This window comes from Pantoea cypripedii (assembly GCF_002095535.1).
In the GTDB taxonomy this organism is placed as follows: domain Bacteria; phylum Pseudomonadota; class Gammaproteobacteria; order Enterobacterales; family Enterobacteriaceae; genus Pantoea; species Pantoea cypripedii.
The window spans coordinates 134,212-152,115 of record NZ_MLJI01000002.1 but is presented as its reverse complement, the minus strand read 5'-3'; the positions used below and the strand labels follow the sequence as shown (position 1 = coordinate 152,115).

Sequence of the window (17,904 nt, the reverse complement as noted above, 5' to 3'; positions counted from 1 at the left end):
TTTACTTATCATGCCACCCTGCTGTTATCCGGCTTTAACGTGAACCGTCTCACAAATCGGCCATACATCTTACTTATTGGTTAACCATAATGGTTGACCATTAAAAACCAGCATGTTCATAATGCCGAAAAAACACACTCAGGGCAAAAAATGAACACATCCATCGCAACGCCATTCTCTCCCGCTGAATGTCGCTTAAGCGGCCATCTGCTGGCGTTGGGCATTGAGTTACCGCCGGTACCGACCCCGGTGGCAAATTTTGTCACCTGGCGGTTGTTTGGCAATTTTCTTTATCTCTCCGGACAGGGGCCACTGGAAGCCAATGGCCATCTCTACACCGGTAAAGTTGGCAGTGAGGTCAGTGTAGAAGATGCCTACTACCACGCACGTCTGACTGGCCTGAATTTACTGGCGGTGGCGCGTCAGGCAACCGGCGATCTCGGAGCCGTCAAAAGCGTGGTCAAGCTACTGGGCTGGGTCAATGCCCATGAGGTATTCAAACAACACCCACAAGTGATCAATGGCTGTTCCGATCTGTTTGTTCAGGTGTTTGGTGAGCAGATTGGCCGGGGTGCCCGTTCAGCCATTGGTGCCGGTTCGCTGCCGCAAAACCAGACGGTGGAAATTGAAGCCATTTTCGAACTGGAGGAGGGGGTTGCCGATGGATTACGTCTTTGATTTTGCCGCACTGCAACCCTATACCGGCGTGCTGGCAAAGGGGCTGATGGAGACCGCCATCTATGCCCTGTTATCGATCCTGTTCGGACTGATGCTGGGGGCGGTCTGCGCATTGACGCTGATCTATGCCCGCCCTGCCTGGCGGCGGCTGGTGCGCTGCTATGTGGAGTTTTTCCGCAACACGCCATCGCTGGTGCAGCTGTTCTTGATCTACTTCGGCCTGCCCAGCCTCGGGCTGCATCTTTCGCCACCGGTGGCGGGCATTATCGCCCTGTCGCTGTATTGCGGGGCTTATATGACGGAGATTTTACGTGCCGGTTTTCTCTCTCTGCCACGCGGCTTAACTGAGGCGGGTGAAGCGTTGGGTCTGTCGAAGCGGCAAATCATCTCGCATGTGCTGACATTACCGGCGATGCAGAACGTCTTCCCGGCACTGGCCAGCCAGATGGTGCTGACGCTGATTGGCACCAGCCTGATTTCGCAGATTGGCGTGGAAGAGATCTTCCACAGCGGCAGTTTCGTCGATTCACGTACCTTTCGCAGCTTTGAAATCTATCTGCTGATTTGCGGCCTCTACTTTTTTGCCGTCAGCCTGATGAAAGTGCTGCTGCGTATCGTTTGGTATCGCTTTCAGGCGCGGAGGTAAGCATGCGCGGTATTTCTCTTCATGATATCTGGATGATCATCAGCGCCCTGCGCTGGACGCTGTTGCTGGCGCTATCCACCTTTGCCTGTGGTGCGGTGATCGGGCTGCTGGTCGCCATGGCACGCACTTCCCATCAGCGCTGGTTACAGGGCATCGCCTGGTTTTATGTCGAACTGATTCAGGGCATTCCGCTGCTGGGCATGTTGTTCCTGCTGTTTTTCGGTACGCCAATGTTTCTCGGTATTGATGTCAGTTCCTTTACCGCCGCCCTGATCGCTTTTTCATTGTCCGCAGGCGCATTTCTCGGGGAAATCTGGCGCGGAAGCATCATGGCGGTGCCGAAGGGACAGTGGGAAGCCTCGCTGTCACTGGGGATCTCGCGGCTGCAAATGCTGCGTACCGTCATCCTGCCGCAGGCGTTTCGTCTGTCACTGCCTCCGACGGTCGGTTTCTCGGTACAACTGATCAAAAACACCTCACTGGCTGCGCTGGTGGGCTTCGTCGAGCTGACCCGTTCCGGTCAGATAGTCAGTGGGTCAACCCTGCAACCACTGGTGATTTACCTGCTGGTGGCGCTCTGTTATTTCGCGCTGTGTTTTCCGCTGGCGCGACTTTCCCTTCAACTGGAGGCTCGTTTCCATGTCGCTGGTCGTCATTGATGCAGTTAAGAAAAGCTTTGGGCAAAACGAAGTTCTGCGGGGTATCACCACCACTGTCGAACGTGGCGATATCGTCACCATTATTGGCAAAAGTGGTTCCGGTAAAAGCACCCTGCTGCGCTGTATTAACGGGCTGGAGCAACCGGACAGCGGCACCATCCACGTGGGTGGCTTACAGGTGGGCGGCAGCGCTGCCGAGTTGCAAAAACTCCGCCAGAACGTAGGCATGGTGTTCCAGAGTTTCAACCTGTTTCCCCACCTGACGGCGGCGGAGAACGTGACGCTGGCACCGCTATTGACCCGGCGCATAACCAAAGCGGAAGCCCCGGCGCTGGCAAAACGTCTGCTGGAGCAGGTCGGACTGGGACAGAAGCGCGATGCTTTCCCCTCTTCCCTGTCAGGAGGACAGCAACAGCGTGTCGCCATTGCCCGTGCGCTGGCGATGTCGCCTGAAGTGATGTTGTTTGATGAAGCCACCTCGGCACTGGACCCGGAACTGGTGGGTGAAGTGTTGCGGGTCATGGAAGATCTGGCGAAAGAAGGCATGACGATGATTGCCGTCACCCATGAAATGGCCTTTGCCCGCAAAGTGTCCAGCAAGGTGATTTTTATGCATCAGGGCGAGGTATGGGAAAGCGGCGCACCAGCCGAGGTGTTTGGTGCCCCCCGCACCCCGGAATTACAACGCTTTGTGCAAACCCCCGCTTAACTACACCGGAGAAAACGCATGAAAATGATGGGTAAAACCCTGGCGCTGATCGCGCTCTGTACCCTGCCACTGCTGGCGCAGGCCAGTTCGCTGGATGACATCAAATCCCGTGGTGTGCTGCGTGTTGCCACCACCGTTGATGCCGCCCCCTGGGGCTTCACCGATGCCGCCGGTAAACCCACCGGGCTGGATGTGGAACTGGCGCAGAAGCTGGCCGACAACATGGGCGTTAAACTGCAATTGCAGCAGGTTACCGGAGCCAACCGCATTCCTTACCTGATGTCGCGCAAAGTGGATGTGCTGATAGCCGCACTCGGCTCCAGCCCGGAACGCGCCAAGCTGGTGAATTTTTCTGAACCTTATGCAGCGGTTTACCTCGGCGTGTATGGCGGCGACAGCGTGAAAAAAGTCGATAAGCTGAGCGATCTCGGCAATGCCACCATCGCCGTACCTAAGGGATCCACGCCGGACCTGACGCTGAGTGACCAAAACCCGCAGGGCAACTATCTGCGGCTGGAAGATACCGCCTCCGCCGTCAGCGCATTTTTGGCGGGTCAGGCACCGATGTTTGCCGAAAACAACCTGATTGCGCAAAAGGTGGCGCAGGAGAACCCGTCGAAGCATATCGCGCTGAAATACCTGCTGCGTAAAAGCCCGGCTTATATCGCGATTCGCCCAGGTCAGCCCGAGCTGATGGCGGCGATTAATCAGTTTATCGATAAAAGCACTCAGGACGGGGAACTGCCCGCACTGCGCCAGAAATGGTTTAACGATGCACAAAACGATCTGAGGTCGGAGTAGTCAGCATGTCCACAGTATTCAGTGAAATCGATTTTCATCGCCAGGGTAAGCAGGTGGGGTTCGCCCATTTGCCCCTTTCGGCCCATACCGACGCCTGGGGCACCATTGCCATGCCACTGACGGTGATCGCCAATGGCAGCGGCCCGACGGTGTTGATTACCGGCGGTATTCACGGCGACGAGTATGAAGGTCCGATCATTATTAATGAGCTGATCCGCAACCTGACGCCGGATCAGGTACAGGGGCGGCTGATCCTGCTGCCCTGCGCCAATACCCCGGCGCTGCGCGCCTCGATGCGCGTCAGTCCGCTCGACAACAAAAATCTGGCGCGCGTCTTTCCAGGTAACCCGTGGGGCACGCCGACTGAACAGATTGCCGCGTGGATCCACGATGCCATCTTCCCGCTATGCGATTTCTATATCGATCTGCACAGCGGTGGTAGCTCGTTGTTTATCGAAGAGAGCGCGCAGGTAGTGGTCACTGAAGAACTCGTTCCGCAGGTACGCGAACGCAGTGAAGCGATGGCGCGTGCCTTTGGTGCCACGCTGACGGTAGTTACCAATAATATGGGCGATCCCCGTACCAGCTGTGGCGCAGCCGCCAATCTGGGCTTACCGGCGATTGCGGCGGAAATGGGCTGGAACGGCAGTGTCTCCCCGCGCGGCGTCCGGCGTACCCGTGCGGCGGTGACGCGCGTACTGAATCATCTGGGGGTGATCAACGCGGAAATGGTTCCTGCAGAACCATCACGCCAGGTGTTTATCCCTGCGGGTGGCAACCTGCTCTCCCCCGGAGACGGCTGGTTTGAGCCGTTACATGATATCGGTGATGAAGTCAGTGCCGGTGAACTGGCAGGCTGGCTGCATCGCCTGACCGAACCGCACGCGCAACCCCAGGCGGTGCATTTCCCCCAGAGTGGACGTATCTATTCACAGCGCACCTTTGGTGCTACCGCGCAGGGTAACAGTCTGGCGGTGCTGGTGCAGGACCTGAACGCGAAGGAGCAGGCATGAGCGAGAATATTACCCTGAATGACTACCAGGCCGCGCTGGACCGCATCCGTCCGTGGGTGCGCAAAACGCCACTGGTGGAGGCGGCACCGTGGCAACCGGTACCGGGTATCGAGCTGCGTCTGAAAGCAGAATGCTCACAGGTTACCGGTTCTTTTAAGGCACGCGGCGCATTTAATCGCGTGCTTAACCTGCCACAAACGGTGCGCAATCAGGGACTGGCCACCGCATCGGGCGGTAACTTCGGTGCGGCCGTTGCCTGGGTTGGTCAGCAACTGGAACTCCCCACGGATGTCTTCGTGATGAACACCAGCACCGAACTGACGCGTCAGCGTATTGAAAGCTATGGTGCGAAGCTGACCGTAGAAGGTGATTTCTGGGATCAGAGCTGGGATGCGGCGGGCGCACGTATTCAGGAAACGGGTGGCGCGTTACTCCATCCCTATGCTGACCGCGACGTGATTATCGGCCAGGGTACCATGGCGCTGGAGATCCTTGAACAATGGCCTGAAGTAGAGACGCTGGTGGTGTCCATTGGTGGCGGCGGTCTGATTGCCGGAGTGGCACAGGCGGCGAAATTGCTGAAGCCAGGCATTCGCATTATCGGTGTGGAGGCAGCGGGCTGTCCGATGATGTGGACCTGCCGTCAGCAGCAGCACATCGTGAAGCTGGAACAGGTCAAAACCATCGTCCCGATCCTCGCGGCACGTTCGACGGAAGCCATCAACTTTGCGCTGGTGCAAGAGTATGTCGATGAGATCGTGCTGGTGCCGGAAGACCAGGTCGAAGCCTCAGCCCGTGAGGTCTGGGGTGCGACCGGCCTGGCGATTGAGCTAGGAGCCGCCACCGCCGTCGCTGCGGTCACCCGACAGTTGTTTACCTTCAAACCCGATGAAAAAATCGCGGTGGTACTGTGCGGCAGCGGCACTAACGGCATGTGATATTAAAAGGTGTATTTAAAGCTCTTATTGGCTTAAATTGCCATTAAGGGCTTTGTTTAAAACCTCTAAAACCACACACCTCCCTCCACTCGCATGCGTTACAATAAAAGCCACAAATAAAACTCTTACATCGAAAACAATGTACCGGGAGCTTTATCTATGGCCCTTAACCTCTATTCCGAAACAAGGTTATTGTCCGAGCTTGGGCAGAGATTAAAAAACCAACGCTTGCGGCGTAATCTGCTGCAAAAGGAACTGGCAGAAAAAGCAGGCATCTCCGTTTCCGCGCTGAAAAATCTGGAAAACGACGGCAAAGCCACCCTGAAAAATTTTATGAAAGTGGTATTCGCCATGAGACTGGAAAAAGAGATAACCCAGCTGTTTTCCACCCCAGCGCTCAGCATCGCCCAGGTTGAGGCACTCAGGGAACCCACCCGGCAACGCGCGACAAAACGGAAGGTGAAGGGAAAGTGACATACAGATTGGAGTTAACCACCCAGCGGCTGATCTGTTCACAGCTAGAGCAACAGGACTGGGCATTCTTTCACCGCCTGCTGGTCTCACCGGAGGTGCAATTTTACGTTGCCGATGCCAAACCCGAAGAGGAGATTCGCGCGGCTTTTGTGGCACGGTTGCCAGTGTGGTCCACGCAGAGCTCGCACTGGCTCTGTCTGGTAGTACGGGAACGGGAAACCGGCGTGAGACTCGGCGTTACCGGTTATATCCGGCAGGACAATGATTGCGCCGAAGTCGGCTTTCTGTTCGCGCCCGAAGCGCAGGGCAACGGGTACGCCCGTGAATCATTGCAGGCCGTTTGCGATTTTGCCTTTGGCGCAGGCGGAATCAAGCGTCTGGTCGCCACCGTCACTGCCGGAAATATCCCTTCCCGTCGTTTGCTGGAAAAAACAGGTTTTGTCCTTGAAGCAGAAATACCCAAAAGCTACTGGCTGAGGAATGCGTGGCATAGCGACTGGCTGTTTGCTTTACCGCGCGAGGATTACCGGCTTTCCCCCTGATTACCCAAGTTCAGCCAGCAGCCAGGCCACGGCCAGCAAATCAGCACTGCCGCCGGGGCTTAAACGGCGCGCCATCAAAGCCTGATCCATCTGGCACAACGCAGCGTTATCCCAACCGGTTGCCAGCAGCGTCGCCGCATAATCCTGCACATACCGTAACCCTGCCATACCCCCTCGTGACAGCAGATTACTATCCGGGTTAGACGCCATCAGACGCAGCAAGGCATGTTGTAACCGCCGCTCGCCCTGTTCATGATGCCAGAACGGCAGCACCGCATTGCGTACCGTGGCGAAACCGCTTTCCACCTCACCGCGCGCGCCCGTCAGGCCATAGTCACGAAACTGCCGTTCCCCGGCCGTATACCACTGCTTACGATTGACCAGTTCACGCGCCACCAGTCCACCGCAAATTTCACTGACCTGGCGACAAAGCGCGTCAGCACTCACCCTGCGTCTTTGTCCCTGCAAACGCCCGGCGGCGAAACACAGCAGCCCAAGGGAGAAGATGCCTCCTTTGTGCGTATTCACCCCGCCGGTGGCTTCAAGCATGGCCTGCTCGCAGGCCATGCCCGCCGGACGCAGCAGGCGCAACTGCTCAGCGGCGGGTTGTTGTGCATGCTCCGCTCCCTGGCGGGAGAAAACCGCCAGCCACGGCGTGATGGTCGCAATGCTGGTTAACATCAGGCCATGATCCATGTCCTGGTGGGAACCGCTATTGGCGCGATCCACCAGCCCTGGTTTTGGGGTGAGATCCAATTCGAGACGCAGCGCCCGTGCTGCAAGCTCGGGCACGTCTGGTGTTGCCGTTTTAATCGCGAGCAAACCAGCCATCAATCATCTTCTCCACACGAGACACCACCTCTTCAGGCGAGTGGCGACGCGAACGTGCGCAGCCATGCGCCGGTTCGTCGCACACCAGACAACGGCGGGTGTGTAAATCCAGCGACTGGCGCCCTATCTGCCCCTGCTGCGGACAAAACACATCAAAATCCCACAGCCTGCCGAGAGGGAAAGTCTGTTCCAGTTCAACGCACTGCGCCTTAATTTCCACCGCCGGATGTTCCACACACCATAATGCTTCCGGACCGGTCTCCAGCCATAAGACCTGGTGGGCCACCACCGGCCAGCGATGCTGCCACAGCAACTGATCGCAGGCCTGCAATGCCACCCCCATGGTGTTGCGATAACGGATACTGTCTTTCACCGCACCGGGCGTTACCAGGGTCAGAGAAATAATAGGTTGTTGATAGCGAGTGAGCCAGTCAGTCTGCCGCGCCGCGCGAGCCTCTTTCGCCGCCAGCAACGCTGCAAGACTGACGCCCGCTCGCACGGGCGTCATGGTTGTCATAGATCTTCCTCTTTCACCTGGCGGACAACGTCAATCACGCTACCGTCACGATAACGGATCACCCCGACAATACGGTCGGTAAAGGCAATAGGTTTGGGTTCGCCGGTCAGGGCGACCGCACGCTGATACAGTGCTGCGATATCGACCAGTTTCATCCCTGCCGCCAGTAATCGCTCGCGGATTTCCGGACGCGCAGGATTCACGGCGATACCATGATCGGTCACCAGCACATCGATACTCTCTCCGGGTGTCAGCCGGGTGGTGACGCGTTTGACCACGGTAGGAATACGGCTGCGCAGTAGTGGCGCGACCACGATCGTCAGATTGGCCGCAGCGGCCACATCGCAGTGGCCACCGGAGGCACCGCGCATCACCCCGTCAGAACCGGTAATCACGTTGACGTTAAAATCGACGTCAATTTCCAGCGCGCTGAGAATCACTACATCCAGTTGATCGCAGCTGGCCGCTTTCCCGCCGGGATTGGCATACACGTCGGTGGAAATCTCCACATGGTTCGGGTTACGCCGCAGCGACGCGGCTGCTTCGCTGTCGAAGCACTGAGTATCGAGCAATTTTTCGATCAGCCCTTTTTCGTGCAGATCGACCAGGCTGCCGGTGATGCCGCCAAGAGCAAAACGCGCTTTGACGCCATGACGCGCCATTTTTTCTTCCATAAAGCGGGTTGCAGCGGTGGCAGCCGCGCCTGAACCGGTCTGCATCGAGAAACCATCGCGGAAATAACCGGAATGCTCGATCACATCGGCAGCATAGCGGGCTATCATCAGTTCACGCGGATTACTGGTGACACGCGCCGCTCCGACACTGATTTTCGCCGGATCACCCACACTGGCAACCTGGACAATTAAGTCCACCTGCTCCTGTCCGAGGCTGGCGGGCATATTGGGAAAGGGCACCAGTTCTTCCGTCAGCAGCACCACTTTTTTGGCGAAACGGGCATCGACCATCGCATAACCGAGCGAACCACAGGCAGAACGACCTTCGCTGCCATTGGCGTTGCCAAACTCATCGCTGCATGGCACGCCGAGAAAAGCGACATCAATGCTCAGTTCGCCATCCTGCAACAGTTTCACCCGACCACCGTGGGAGTGAATCTGCACCGGCTCAGCCATAAGCCCATGAGAAATGGCTTCCGCCAGTTTGCCGCGCATACCGGAAGTATAAATCCGCGTAATCACGCCATTCCGGATATGTTCGATCAGTGCATCATTGCAGGTCATCAGCGAGCTGGAGGCCAGCGTCAGATTTTTAAATCCAAGACGCGCCAGTGCCGCCACCACATTGTTGATGACCTGGTCGCCCTCACGAAAGGCATGATGGAAGGAAATGGTCATGCCGTCCTGCAAACCGCTGCGTGCGATAGCGTCATCCAGCGAGCTGCATAATTTACGGCAGTGTTTCGCATGGATATCCGCCAGCCACGGTGTGGCCTCATGGGCGCTTTCAAAAGGTGTTAATGCACGCAGATGGGGAAAATTAACGTGAAGAAGTTCAGTCTGGTTCATGGTTTTGTCCTTAACGACGCACGCCGGACGCAGCCGCACGTTCCAGCACCATCTGCGCATGATTAATAATGGGGACGTCGATCATTTTGCCGTTCAGCGACACCACGCCAAGGCCATTGCGATCCCCCTCCTCTGCCGCCTCGATGACGCGCTCAGCGTGATCCACCTCCTGCTGGGTCGGGGCATAGGCGTTATGCAGCAAATCAATCTGCCGTGGGTTAATCAGCGACTTGCCGTTAAAACCCATTTTGCGGATCAGCTCGACTTCGCGCAGAAAACCGGCTTCGTCATTAACATCTGACCACACCACATCAAACGCATCGATACCGGTGGCGCGGGCGGCATGTAGCACGGCGCAGCGTGCATAGAACAACTCGGTGCCATCACCGCGTTCGGTTTGCATATCCATCACATAATCGAACGCCGCCAGCGCGATACCGATCAGGCGCTGGGAGCTGCGCGCGATCGCCACGGCGTTAATCACCCCAATGGCCGATTCAATCGCCGCCATCACGCGCGTGGAACCTATCGGACGCCCGCAGGCCAGTTCGATACGTTCGAGGTGACGCTCCAGTTCATAGATATCTTCCGGGGTATCGGTTTTCGGCAAGCGCACCACATCAACCCCGGCACGCACCACCGCCTCCAGATCCAGCAAACCAAACGGCGTGCTGAGCGGGTTGATACGTACCACCGTTTCAATGTCCTGGTACATCGGATGCTGCAACGCGTGGAACACCAGCAAACGGGCGGTGTCTTTTTCCCTGAGCGACACCGCGTCTTCCAGGTCGAACATGATCGAATCAGGTCGATAGATAAAGGCGGTGGAGAGCATGGCGGCATTGGCTCCGGGTAGAAACAACATGCTACGACGCAGTTTTTTCATTGCAGTTTCCCCCAGTCGATCTCCGTCTCATCAGCCGCACGCAGCACGGCGCTTTGCAGACGGGCGCGGATCACGCAATCCAGCGCACCCTTGTCCTCGATAATGATCAAACCCTGCCAGACCTGCATTTGCCGCAAGGTGGCGTGCACCACCTGGCGGATCTGATCGCCAAATTGCTTGATCACCTCGCTGTGAATCACCACTTCAAGGTCACCCCCGCTGGGGGCTATTTTTACCATCAGGTCGCTGGACTCCATGGTTCCCGCCAGCGCCTCCCTCACAATTTTCATAGTTATATTCCTGATTTTTAAGCAACTTCCGCGCTGTAATGGGAAGTAAGATGCGCGAAAGTGGTATCCGGTACCATTTCCCGAATACGGGAAAACTGGTGTGTTTTCAGTAAGCGGCGGACTTCTGACGCCGAAATGGCATTGCCCGTGGTTTTGATGCGGGGGATTTCCACCACCTCCACCGCGTCGGCCAGCAGCTGATGCATGGTGTGGTTGTACTGGCGGGTAATCTCGCAAAAGGGTTCGCTGCCGATAAAGCGCTGGGTAATCCCCAGGGCCGGGGCAATATGGTTGCGGAACAGCAGCAGGTCGATCTCACTCCACGCCTGCTGCACCTTGCCGGTCTCTTTCAGGAAATAGGCCGGAAAGGTGGCGCGGGAGATGATGTACTGCGATCCCTGATGCACGGTGATATTGGGCAGATGGGCAACGCCGGCCTGCACCATGTGCAAACGTGCACTAAAGGGAAAGAACGAGGCGTCTTCGCGTACCACAAACACATGCAGCCAGTCGCAGCGCGCGGCTGCCTGTTCCACCAGATAACGATGTCCCAGCGTAAAGGGATTGGCGTTCATGACAATCGCGCCAATATGCTGCCCGGCGACACGGCTGGCCTGCAAGGTACGGCAGTAGCGCTGAATGCCTGAAGGCGTGTTCTCCATCAGGATGGCGTTCTCGCCGCTTTGTACCACCGGCCAGAAGCCGTTGTGCTGAAACCGTTCCCGGTTGCAGGGGCGCGTACACAGAAACAGATGAAAATGCCCGCGTGCCAGCGCCAGATGCTCCACTTCTGCCAGCAACAGTGCGCTGAGATTTTCACCGCGCCATTGCTCATCAATAGCGACACATTTGATGACGTTAGCGGCGAGGCCGGCACAGCCCACCAGCCGATCGTCCGCCCAGGCTTCAACGAAGGTGGTGATATCGCTATCCATGCCTAATCCGCTATCCGCCAGCAGCGCACGGATGTTTTCGCGCCGTCGGGCGTTACTGCTGACTTCCGCAATGCGGAAGTCGATGGAAGGTCGTGGTTGCATAGTCTTGCCTGCGCCTCAGTGCGTCGCCGTCAGCACGTGAGCTGGCGCATCCATAATCACATTGCTGAGATGACCGATATTTTCGATCTCCACTTCGATGCGATCGCCTGCCTGCATAAACAGCGGCGGATTACGTTTCTTACCCACTCCGCCCGGCGAGCCAGTGATGATCACGTCACCGGCATGCAGACAGGTGAAGGTACTGATGTATTCGATAAGCTCGGCGACTTTGTGGATCATGCTGGCGGTGTTGTCATCCTGCACCATGCGGCCATTCAGCCAGGTGCGGATCGCCAGCCGATGCGGATCCGGGATTTCATCCGCGGTGGTCATCCATGGGCCAAAGGCCCCGGTCTGACGCCAGTTTTTTCCGGCGGTAAACCAGGTGTGCTGCCAGTCACGCGCGGAACCATCCATATAACAGCTGTAACCCGCGACATGGTTCAGCGCATCTTCGCGTGCGATATCCTCACCGCTCTGACCGATGATCACCGCCAGCTCGCCTTCATAGTCGAACTCACTGGAGTGGCGCGGTTTCAGTACCGGCGCGTTATGGGCGGTTTGCGAATCGGCAAAACGGACAAACAGCGTCGGTGCCGGGTTGTGCTGATCAAACTCTTTGCGTTTTTCGGCGTAGTTCATGCCAACGCAGAGGATTTTGCCGGGGTTATCAATCACCGGTAACAATTCGAGATCGTCGAAACGCAGATCCGGTGTTTCATTGTTCAACTGCTGTGCTTCATGCAGCGCGTCGGCCGCGAGCAACGATTTTAAATCCGCGTAGCGGTCACCAAGACGACGACCCAAATCGATCACACCGTCATCGTGGACAATGCCGTAGCTACGCTTTCCCTGGTGGACAAAGCTTGCAAGTTTCATAGTCTTACCTGTCATGCATAAATTAGCTGAGGAAATTGCCGAGGATGAGCAGCGACACCGACACGTTGATCGCACCGCCAATACGGGTTGCAATCTGCGCAAATGGCATCAGGCTCATGCGGTTACCCGCAGTGAGGATGGCTACATCCCCTGTTCCACCCTGGCCGCTCTGGCAGCAGGAGACGATGGCCACATCGATAGGATGCATGCCGATCTTTTTACCCACGAAGAAGCCGGTGGCGACCAGCGCAGACACGGTGCTGACAATCACCAGCAGGTTATTGATGGTGAAGGCGTGGACCAGTTCTTCCCACGGCGTAATCGCCACACCCACGGCAAACAGGATGGGATAGGTGACCGAGGTCTGGAAGAATTTGTAGACCACCTGCGATCCTTCCAGCAGGCGTGGCGACACACCGTGTGCCAGTTTGATCAACACCGCGACAAACAACATGCCGACCGGCGCTGGTAGGCCAATCAGTTTGTGGCCGAGCATCCCGATCATGTACAGCAGCACCGCCAGCAACGCACCTGCGGCGATGGTAGTCACATCGGTGGTCAACCCGGTTTTGCCCGCAGCCACCGCTGGCGCTTTTTCGTCGCTATTGGCGCGGTTCGGCATCAACTGGCCTTCACCGGTCAGATGCGGGTAGCGTTTACCGAGCTGGTTGAGGCAGCCGGAGATGATGATTGCCGTCAGGCCACCCAGCATCACCATCGGCAATACCCGGCCAAGTGCCACGCCCTGATCCATATGCAACAAGGTGGCATAACCAATCGACAGCGGAATCGCCCCTTCGCCCACGCCACCGGCCATGATCGGCAGAATGATAAAGAAGAAGATCTGGAACGGTTCCATGCCGAGCATCAGGCCAACGCCCATGCCCACCAGCATGCCGACAATTTCACCGCATAACATCGGGAAGAAAATGCGCAGAAAGCCCTGAATCAGGGTGGTGCGATTCATACTCATGATGCTGCCAACAATGATGCAGCAGATGTACAGATAAAGGATGTTGGTGGATTTGTAGAATTTGGTGGTGGATTCCACCACCACGTCAGGCAGCAGGCCATAGTAGACCATTGCCGACGGAATAAAGGTGGCACAAATCGCGGCGGCACCGAGTTTGCCAACAATCGGCAGACGTTTGCCAAATTCACCACAGGCGAAACCGAAAAATGCCAGTGTCGCGACCATCACCACGATATCGCTGGGTAGTTTGCCGCCGAGACAATCGACAGCAATTAACGCCCCGGCCAGCAGAAATAATGGCAATGGAATGATGCCGATTTTCCAGGTATCCATAATATGCCACCACCGGTCCTTCAGTGATTTTTTTTGAATCGCCAGTGATTCCGAGGTAACAGAAAACGAATCGTCAGTTGTGCTCATAATTAAGCCCCTTGGTTATTTTGTGCCCTCAGGGTAAAGCGTTAATGGCGCAGGATATGTGAGGGAATGCATAATAAAAGCGGAGTTTTAATGGCACCTATGGTTTTTATGGTTTCTTTTATTTTCTGTGATTGATACCTGAATTATTGGCGTGGTTTTAATGGTTTTTATATCCAGGGGTACAAGTTAATAACATTTCCCAAAATGAGTATTTAACATGCCATTTTTTGCACAACCTCCTGCTGTGCAAGGGATCACAAGTTTCCAGTAAACTACGCGCAATGGTGATAAAAAATGGTACATTGACCCTTTGCTGGCTGTGGTGCGTGCCGTTATGAAGCTATCCTTCCAAATCAAACTTTTTATTTCTCTGGTTCTGTTCTTTTCCGGTCTTTTTGTTCTGCTCGGCATTTATTATTACCAGGACGTCAGCCGTCAGCTTTATCAGGAAATGAGCACCAGAGCAAAAATACAGGCGGAAGAAATCGCGATCATTCCGAATTTGCGGAAAGCGGTAGCGGAAAAAGATATTCCGGCGATTAATCAGTTTATGCATCAGGTGGTGTTGCATACCGATGCCAGCTTTATTGTGGTGGGGGATAGCAAGGGCATTCATCTATTTCATTCCGCGCATGGCGAGGTGGTCGGTAAAAAGCTGGTCGGTGGCGACAATGACGCGGTATTACGCGGAATCAGTACCACCACCATTCGTAAAGGGGGGTTGGGCATTTCCCTGCGCAGCAAAGCGCCGATCTTTGACGATAACCATCAGGTGATCGGGATTATCTCGGTGGGTTATCTCACCAGCTATCTCGACACCATTACGCTGAGTAAAGTGATCAATATCTTTATCGCCGCGGTGCTGCTGCTGGTGGCGCTGTTTATCTTCTCCTGGTTTTTCACCAGTGGGATTAAAAAACAGATTTTCTCGCTGGAACCGCGGGAAATTGGCCTGCTGGTGCGCCAGCAGAAAGCGATGATGGAATCTATCTATGAAGGGGTGATTGCCATCGACAGCGAGTTACGCATCGAGGTGATTAACCAGGCAGCACGTAAACTGTTAGGTTTACGCCAGCCAACCCGCATGCTGCGCGGACATAATATTGGCGAAGTGATTGCCCCGGTGCCCTTTTTCAATCGCGAGGCGATACTGGAAAACGATACCCACGACGAGATTTGCCGCTTCAATCAGCTAACGGTACTCGCCAGCCGGGTACGCATTATGCTGGAGGATGAATTGCAGGGCTGGGTCATCACCTTTCGCGATCGCAACGAGATAGATAGCCTCAGTGCCCAGCTCAGCCAGGTGAAACGCTATGTCGATAACCTGCGCATTATGCGTCATGAACAGTTAAACCGGATGACCACCCTCTCCGGGCTGTTGCATATGGGGCGCTACGACGAAGCAGTGCGCTATATCCAGGCACAGTCAGAACATGCGCAGGAACTGCTGGATTTTATCTCTGCGCGCTTTAACTCGCCGACCCTGTGCGGCCTGCTGCTGGGGAAAGCGGCGCGTGCGCGTGAAAAAGGCGTGGAGTTGGCGTTTGATCCGCTGTGCCAGCTGGAGCGCCCCTGCCGTCTGCTGGGAGAAGCCGAGCTAATCTCCATTATCGGCAACCTGCTGGATAACGCCATAGAAGCCACACAGCGTTCCCCTCTGCCGCACGAACCGGTGGAGGTGCTGATCCTGCTCAACGAGCGTGAGCTGATTATTGAAGTGGCGGATCAGGGTATCGGTATCAACCCGACCATCCGGGAACATATTTTTGAACGCGGGATCACCACCAAACGCAGTGGCGATCATGGTATCGGTCTGTATTTAATCGCCAGCTATGTTACGCAAGTGGGCGGGTCGATTGAAGTTTCCGACAACGCACCGCACGGCACGATTTTTTCGTTATTCATTCCTGAAACGGGCGACCAGGCGCGTCCCGTATCCACGCTGGAAGAACCGTATTATGCAACCTGAACTGATAGACGTATTGATTGTTGAAGATGAAAACACGCTGGCGCAGTTGCATGCCGAACTGATCAGTGAACATCCCTGCCTGCGGCTGGTGGGGGTTGCCTCGTCACTTGCTGAAGCTCAGCTTCTGCTGCAAAGCAAGCAGCCACAACTGGTTTTGCTCGACAATTATCTGCCGGATGGTAAAGGCATCACGCTGATCGGCGATCCGCTGGTGCAGCGCGCGAACTGCTCGGTGATTTTCATCACTGCCGCCAGCGATATGGACACCTGTAGTCAGGCGATCCGCAATGGTGCCTTCGACTATATTCTCAAACCGGTTTCCTGGAAGCGTTTGAGCCAGTCGCTGGAGCGTTTTGTGCAGTTCGCTGAACAGCAGCGAGTCTGGAAGATTGTCGATCAGCAGAACGTCGATTCGCTGTATCAACTTCAGGCGAAAAATTACCGTCAGAATAACAGCAACAAAGGCATCGAAGAAAAGACGCTGGCGCTGGTGCAAAACATGTTTGCCGACGCCGCGCAGCGCTGTTTTTCCGTGGATGAAGTGGTGAACGAAACCGGGCTGAGTAAAACCACCATCCGACGTTATCTGGAGCACTGCGTGGATGCGGGCTTTCTGGCCGTTGAAATGCAGTACGGCAAGATTGGACACCCGAGAAGGATGTATCGCTGGGGCGGGTGATCAAGGCGTGACAGACGTCACGCCTTACCCCTGCGTTACGGTTTGTCAGTCACTTCGATATAAGGCGTGTTACCCAGCGGTTTGACATCCTCTGTGGTGCTGACGCTGTCTGATAAGCCGATACGAAAAATACCGCCCTCCGGGTGCCAGCTGCGGATTATTTTGGCGTCAACGGTTCTATTGGCTCCTGCCTTTATTTTCTGATAACCACCAAATTTGCCCCACTGGCCTGTCGCCGGATTTTTTATCTGAGTAAAGAGCCATGAATCACGGTCCGCAGGGGCGTTAACCGTGACGCGAAACCCTTTTTCAGCCTCTGCTACTGTCATGGTGTTTGGCGCCATTTCATCCAGCAGAACATCACCCCGTAGCGGAAGATAGCTTGTATGCATGTAAGATACTGGCCCGGCAATCTGATTATTATCCGCTGCGTGTGTCACACCCAGCGACCATCGCTGAAATTTCTTTTGCCATGGATAAGACGGTGATGACAATTTGTCAGGAGAAATATAAACGTTGCCTGTGTCCGGCATACTTTCTGTTACCGGGATTTTTGCAGCAATATGACTCAGATCTGACTTTTCGTCCCCAGCCATCAAGATAATCCAGCGTTCAGGCTTTTCCGGACCACGATCAGAGACATCATAATGAATATACATACCCTCTTTGGCGATAGTATTCCCTTCCTGAAAATACTGTGTGGTGGCCATATCTGGCAGTGGGCATAACTTTGCAGGCACCGTCTCTGAAGAGTCCGTTGTTTCGCAGTTGCCTTTGGGCACCACCCGGGCCAGGTTGGTCACTGCGGCTGCCACTTCTTCAGGGCTTTCTTTCCATGACGGCTCCTGAAAGTTTGGGTTGTCCTCACAACGCTGCAGCTGCTTTTTAATGTAATAACATGCCTGCTTAATAAATCTCCCTTTTACGCCACCTGGGAAAGAAATCTCTGATTCATAGCTCCCGGCTTCACCGCCAATGGATAACTGCTGATTAATTCCGCCAGGCGCATGAATTTCATATACCCAGCCTTCACTTCCCGGACGGGAAATATCAATAAAGTAGATTGCCGTTTTTAAATTTTCTGTGGTACTGACGAAGACCGAACGAAATGAATCTTCTTTATGGCAACGCCAGTCATGATCGCGTTCTGCTTCGGGATACCCTCGGGTCACGCCTTTCGGCACCGTCCCGTTTTTGAATGCATCCAGTCCTTCATTATTGGTATCGCCACGCCATAAAATATTATGATCATTTCTCCATATTAATTCAGGTTGTTTCTCTGACGCGCGGGTGAAATGAATATTCTCGCGACAGTCAGGATAATAACCAGACGAATCCCAGGCATAGGCTACTGGTGTTGTTGAAAATAAAGCAGAGATGATGAGTAGTGTTTTTTTTGACATGTTTTTAATTTCCATTTAAAAAACATTCTGATTT

20 protein-coding genes are annotated in these 17,904 nt (G+C 55.2%); 11 read left to right on the top strand and 9 right to left on the bottom strand.

Annotated features, from left to right (window positions below):
• Positions 1 to 150 precede the first annotated feature (150 nt).
• From HA50_RS21770 to HA50_RS21730, 9 genes are all read left to right on the top strand, one after another.
• Complete coding sequence (locus tag HA50_RS21770; RefSeq protein WP_084878933.1) at positions 151 to 678, top strand: RidA family protein; 528 nt, start codon at positions 151 to 153, stop codon at positions 676 to 678.
• Positions 662 to 1,324 carry an amino acid ABC transporter permease gene (locus tag HA50_RS21765; protein WP_084878932.1) on the top strand — a complete coding sequence of 221 codons (663 nt, stop codon included), beginning with the start codon at positions 662 to 664 and terminating at the stop codon, positions 1,322 to 1,324. Before HA50_RS21770 ends, HA50_RS21765 begins: the two co-directional genes overlap by 17 nt.
• A 2-nt stretch (positions 1,325 to 1,326) precedes the next feature.
• Entirely contained in the window at positions 1,327 to 1,983 is a 657-nt protein-coding gene (locus HA50_RS21760) for an amino acid ABC transporter permease (RefSeq protein ID WP_084878931.1), read from the top strand.
• A complete protein-coding gene (locus HA50_RS21755) occupies positions 1,964 to 2,692 on the top strand; it encodes an amino acid ABC transporter ATP-binding protein (protein ID WP_084878930.1) in 729 nt (242 codons plus the stop codon). Before HA50_RS21760 ends, HA50_RS21755 begins: the two co-directional genes overlap by 20 nt.
• A gap of 18 nt (positions 2,693 to 2,710) precedes the next feature.
• Positions 2,711 to 3,493, top strand: a complete 783-nt coding sequence (locus tag HA50_RS21750; protein WP_084878929.1) for a transporter substrate-binding domain-containing protein — start codon at positions 2,711 to 2,713, stop codon at positions 3,491 to 3,493.
• A gap of 5 nt (positions 3,494 to 3,498) precedes the next feature.
• Positions 3,499 to 4,506 (top strand): succinylglutamate desuccinylase/aspartoacylase family protein, encoded by a 1,008-nt coding sequence (locus HA50_RS21745; RefSeq protein WP_084878928.1) that lies wholly within the window; start codon positions 3,499 to 3,501, stop codon positions 4,504 to 4,506.
• Positions 4,503 to 5,444: a threonine ammonia-lyase gene (locus HA50_RS21740; RefSeq protein ID WP_084878927.1), complete on the top strand. Its 942-nt coding sequence runs from the start codon at positions 4,503 to 4,505 to the stop codon at positions 5,442 to 5,444. Before HA50_RS21745 ends, HA50_RS21740 begins: the two co-directional genes overlap by 4 nt.
• 159 nt (positions 5,445 to 5,603) lie before the next feature.
• A complete protein-coding gene (locus HA50_RS21735; RefSeq protein WP_084878926.1) occupies positions 5,604 to 5,918 on the top strand; it encodes a helix-turn-helix domain-containing protein in 315 nt (104 codons plus the stop codon).
• Positions 5,915 to 6,460 carry a GNAT family N-acetyltransferase gene (locus tag HA50_RS21730; protein WP_084878925.1) on the top strand — a complete coding sequence of 182 codons (546 nt, stop codon included), beginning with the start codon at positions 5,915 to 5,917 and terminating at the stop codon, positions 6,458 to 6,460. The genes HA50_RS21735 and HA50_RS21730 overlap by 4 nt, the downstream gene beginning before the upstream one ends.
• On the opposite strand, the gene citG is transcribed toward HA50_RS21730, so the two are convergent.
• From citG to HA50_RS21690, 8 genes are read right to left on the bottom strand one after another with little or no spacing between them, the layout of a single operon-like run.
• On the bottom strand, positions 6,461 to 7,291 hold the full coding sequence (gene citG / locus HA50_RS21725) for a triphosphoribosyl-dephospho-CoA synthase CitG (protein ID WP_084878924.1): 831 nt from the start codon (positions 7,289 to 7,291) through the stop codon (positions 6,461 to 6,463). It abuts the gene before it with no gap.
• Positions 7,269 to 7,808: a citrate lyase holo-[acyl-carrier protein] synthase gene (gene citX / locus HA50_RS21720; protein WP_084878923.1), complete on the bottom strand. Its 540-nt coding sequence runs from the start codon at positions 7,806 to 7,808 to the stop codon at positions 7,269 to 7,271. The genes citG and citX overlap by 23 nt, the downstream gene beginning before the upstream one ends.
• Positions 7,805 to 9,331: a citrate lyase subunit alpha gene (citF, locus tag HA50_RS21715; protein ID WP_084878922.1), complete on the bottom strand. Its 1,527-nt coding sequence runs from the start codon at positions 9,329 to 9,331 to the stop codon at positions 7,805 to 7,807. Before citF ends, citX begins: the two co-directional genes overlap by 4 nt.
• Positions 9,332 to 9,341: 10 nt before the next feature.
• Entirely contained in the window at positions 9,342 to 10,217 is an 876-nt protein-coding gene (gene citE / locus HA50_RS21710; protein WP_084878921.1) for a citrate (pro-3S)-lyase subunit beta, read from the bottom strand.
• Positions 10,214 to 10,507 carry a citrate lyase acyl carrier protein gene (citD, locus tag HA50_RS21705; RefSeq protein WP_084878920.1) on the bottom strand — a complete coding sequence of 98 codons (294 nt, stop codon included), beginning with the start codon at positions 10,505 to 10,507 and terminating at the stop codon, positions 10,214 to 10,216. Before citD ends, citE begins: the two co-directional genes overlap by 4 nt.
• 17 nt (positions 10,508 to 10,524) lie before the next feature.
• Positions 10,525 to 11,544, bottom strand: coding sequence for a [citrate (pro-3S)-lyase] ligase (gene citC / locus HA50_RS21700; protein WP_084878919.1), 1,020 nt, complete (start codon positions 11,542 to 11,544; stop codon positions 10,525 to 10,527).
• Between the two features lie 15 nt (positions 11,545 to 11,559).
• Positions 11,560 to 12,423: a fumarylacetoacetate hydrolase family protein gene (locus tag HA50_RS21695; RefSeq protein ID WP_084878918.1), complete on the bottom strand. Its 864-nt coding sequence runs from the start codon at positions 12,421 to 12,423 to the stop codon at positions 11,560 to 11,562.
• A 22-nt stretch (positions 12,424 to 12,445) separates the two neighbouring features.
• Entirely contained in the window at positions 12,446 to 13,816 is a 1,371-nt protein-coding gene (locus HA50_RS21690) for a 2-hydroxycarboxylate transporter family protein (protein ID WP_084878917.1), read from the bottom strand.
• A 334-nt stretch (positions 13,817 to 14,150) separates the two neighbouring features.
• On the opposite strand from HA50_RS21690, the gene HA50_RS21685 reads away from it, so the two are divergent.
• Together HA50_RS21685 and HA50_RS21680 are read left to right on the top strand one after the other, a co-directional pair.
• Positions 14,151 to 15,788, top strand: coding sequence for an ATP-binding protein (locus HA50_RS21685; protein ID WP_084880129.1), 1,638 nt, complete (start codon positions 14,151 to 14,153; stop codon positions 15,786 to 15,788).
• The gene (locus HA50_RS21680) at positions 15,778 to 16,467 is read left to right on the top strand and encodes a response regulator (RefSeq protein ID WP_084878916.1); all 690 of its coding nucleotides are present in this window, start codon (positions 15,778 to 15,780) and stop codon (positions 16,465 to 16,467) included. The genes HA50_RS21685 and HA50_RS21680 overlap by 11 nt, the downstream gene beginning before the upstream one ends.
• A gap of 35 nt (positions 16,468 to 16,502) precedes the next feature.
• On the opposite strand, the gene HA50_RS21675 is transcribed toward HA50_RS21680, so the two are convergent.
• Entirely contained in the window at positions 16,503 to 17,885 is a 1,383-nt protein-coding gene (locus HA50_RS21675) for a scabin-related ADP-ribosyltransferase (RefSeq protein WP_084878915.1), read from the bottom strand.
• Positions 17,886 to 17,904: the final 19 nt, after the last annotated feature.